The following is a 2,123-nucleotide window of genomic DNA, read 5'->3' on the forward strand; positions in this document are numbered from 1 at the left end:
GCGCCGAGGGCGCCGCCGCTGCCACCGGGCAGCGCCTGGGTGGGCTCGGCCGAGCCGGCCGGGGTGATGCCGCTGCCGAGGACCCGCACCGGGTTGTCGTCCGGCGGGAGCAGCGCGGCGACGCCCAGCGCCGCCGACCGCTGCTCGGGACCGGCGTACTCGCCGATCCCCTCGCCGACGGCGCGCAGCGCCCGGCCGAGCGAGGCGGCGGAGGGGCGTTCCGCGGGGTTCTTGAGCAGGCAGCGCTCGATGACGGTCCACAGCGGGTCCGGCAGGCCCTCGGGCCGCCGCGGCTGCTCGTTGAGGTGCCGCTGGAGCAGTTCCAGCGCGCTGCCGCCGCGGAACGGGGGCTCGCCGCTGACCAGTTCGAAGAGCAGGATGCCGGCGGCGTAGACGTCGACCGCGGAGGTCTGCTCGCGTCCCTCCGCCGATTCGGGCGCGACGTAGGACGGGGAGCCGACGAACTCGTGGGCGCGGGTGACGCCGGGGGCGTCGGCCAGCCGGGCGATGCCGAAGTCGGTCAGCATCGGCCGCAGCAGTTCGCCGTCCGCGCCGTCGCGCGCCAGCAGGACGTTCGCGGGCTTGAGGTCGCGGTGGACGACGCCGCGGCCGTGGGCGGCGGCGAGCGCGTCGGCGATCTGCGCGGTGACCAGCGCCGCCGCGACCGGCGAGAAGGGGCCGTTGTCGTAGAGGTGGCGGTGGAGGTCGGGGCCGTCGACCAGGTCCATCACCAGGGCGAGCAGTTCGCCCTCGACGACGAGGTCGCGGGTGCGGACGATGTTCTGGTGGCTGTCGCGGCTGAGCCGGAGCAGCACGGAGCGCTCCCGGAGGAAGCGCATGACCACGTCCGGGTCCTGCGCCAGTTCCTCCTTGAGGATCTTGATGGCGACGGCCTCGCCGGGGTGTCCGGTGACCGCCGCCTCGGCGCCGGCCTCCTCCCGCTGGCGGCCCCGCCAGACGGTCCCGGTGGCGCCGCGCCCCAGCGGCTCATCGAGCAGGTACTTGCTGCCAACGGGCCGCACGCGTGCTCCTAGTGACTCGGTTCCTGGTGGTCTGGCGCCGGGACGGCAGCGTGGTGTGACGCGGCTCCCCGGGACCTACTGTAATGCGGGCGCTCCGGGCCGGTCCCGGGCTCGGCGGGGCCGTCCGCAAGGCGCCGGCCCGCCGGGGGCGCGGGCCCCGGCGGGGGACGGCGGCGGCGCGGCGGCCGAATGCGCCCGCGGTCGGCGGCCGGTTCCGGTAGGCCGGCGTCGCGGCTGGTCGGGCGCAGTGCGCGGGAGACGGCGCACCGGGCGCGGACGGGGGTGCGGGCCGGTGGCGCGCGCGGGTCGATGACTTCCGGCCGATCAGAATCAGACAGTTCCGGACAGTGAAGATCGCGAACTGTCCGAGCTGGCGCGACCTGTCGGTGGCAGGTGGGAAGATGCGTCCGGGCTCCAGACGCCGATGGGACCGGGAGGGCCGATGCAGCTCAGGGTGACCGTTCTCGGACCGCAGGGCAGGGGCCAGGCGGCCACGGCCGACGCCACCGTCTCCGCCCCGCCCGACACCCCGCTCGCCGCCGTCCTGGCGGCGCTCTCCGAGACGGTGTCCCCAGGGGCCGGCGCCCCGTCCGCCGTGTTCTGCGGCGCCGAACGGCTGGAGCCCGAACAGGCGCTGCTGGGCGTGCCCCCCTTGGTCGACGGGGTCGTCCTCGCGCTGCGCCGCCCCGTCGAGGCCGGGACCGAGGGCACGTCCTCCCGGCTGCTGGTGGTCGCGGGCCCCGACGCGGGCGGGGTCCACCTGCTGCGCGGCGGCGAGATCCTGATCGGGCGCTCGGCCCAGGCGGAGATCCCCCTCGACGACCCGGACGTCTCGCGCCGCCACTGCGTCGTCACCGTCGCGCCCGACGGGTCGCTGACGGTGCGCGACTGCGGTTCCACCAACGGCACCACGGTCGACGGCGCGCCGGTCGGGGAGCGCCCCGTCCTCCTGCCGGAGGGCGCCGAGCTCCGGGCCGGCGAGACCGTGCTGCGCGTGACCGGGGCCGGTACGGCGCCGGCGCCCCGCGCCGCGGCGGTGGCCCCGCCCGAACGCTCCGGCGGCCTTCCCCTGCCCGGCGCGCGTGCCGCTGCGGACAGCGC

At 77.2% G+C, this 2,123-nt stretch carries 2 protein-coding genes; one reads left to right on the forward strand and one right to left on the reverse strand.

Annotated elements, in window-relative coordinates:
- Positions 1-1,022 (reverse strand): serine/threonine-protein kinase (locus HCN56_RS25265; protein ID WP_167974933.1); only part of this gene is annotated, 1,022 nt, incomplete at its 3' end.
- Positions 1,023-1,464: 442 nt separating this feature from the next.
- On the opposite strand from HCN56_RS25265, the gene HCN56_RS25270 reads away from it, so the two are divergent.
- Positions 1,465-2,123: FHA domain-containing protein (locus HCN56_RS25270; RefSeq protein WP_167974935.1), on the forward strand; the 659-nt coding region annotated here is incomplete at its 3' end.

The sequence above is a fragment of the Streptomyces lonarensis genome (genome assembly GCF_012033735.1).
GTDB classification, from domain to species: Bacteria; Actinomycetota; Actinomycetes; order Streptomycetales; family Streptomycetaceae; genus Streptomyces; species Streptomyces lonarensis.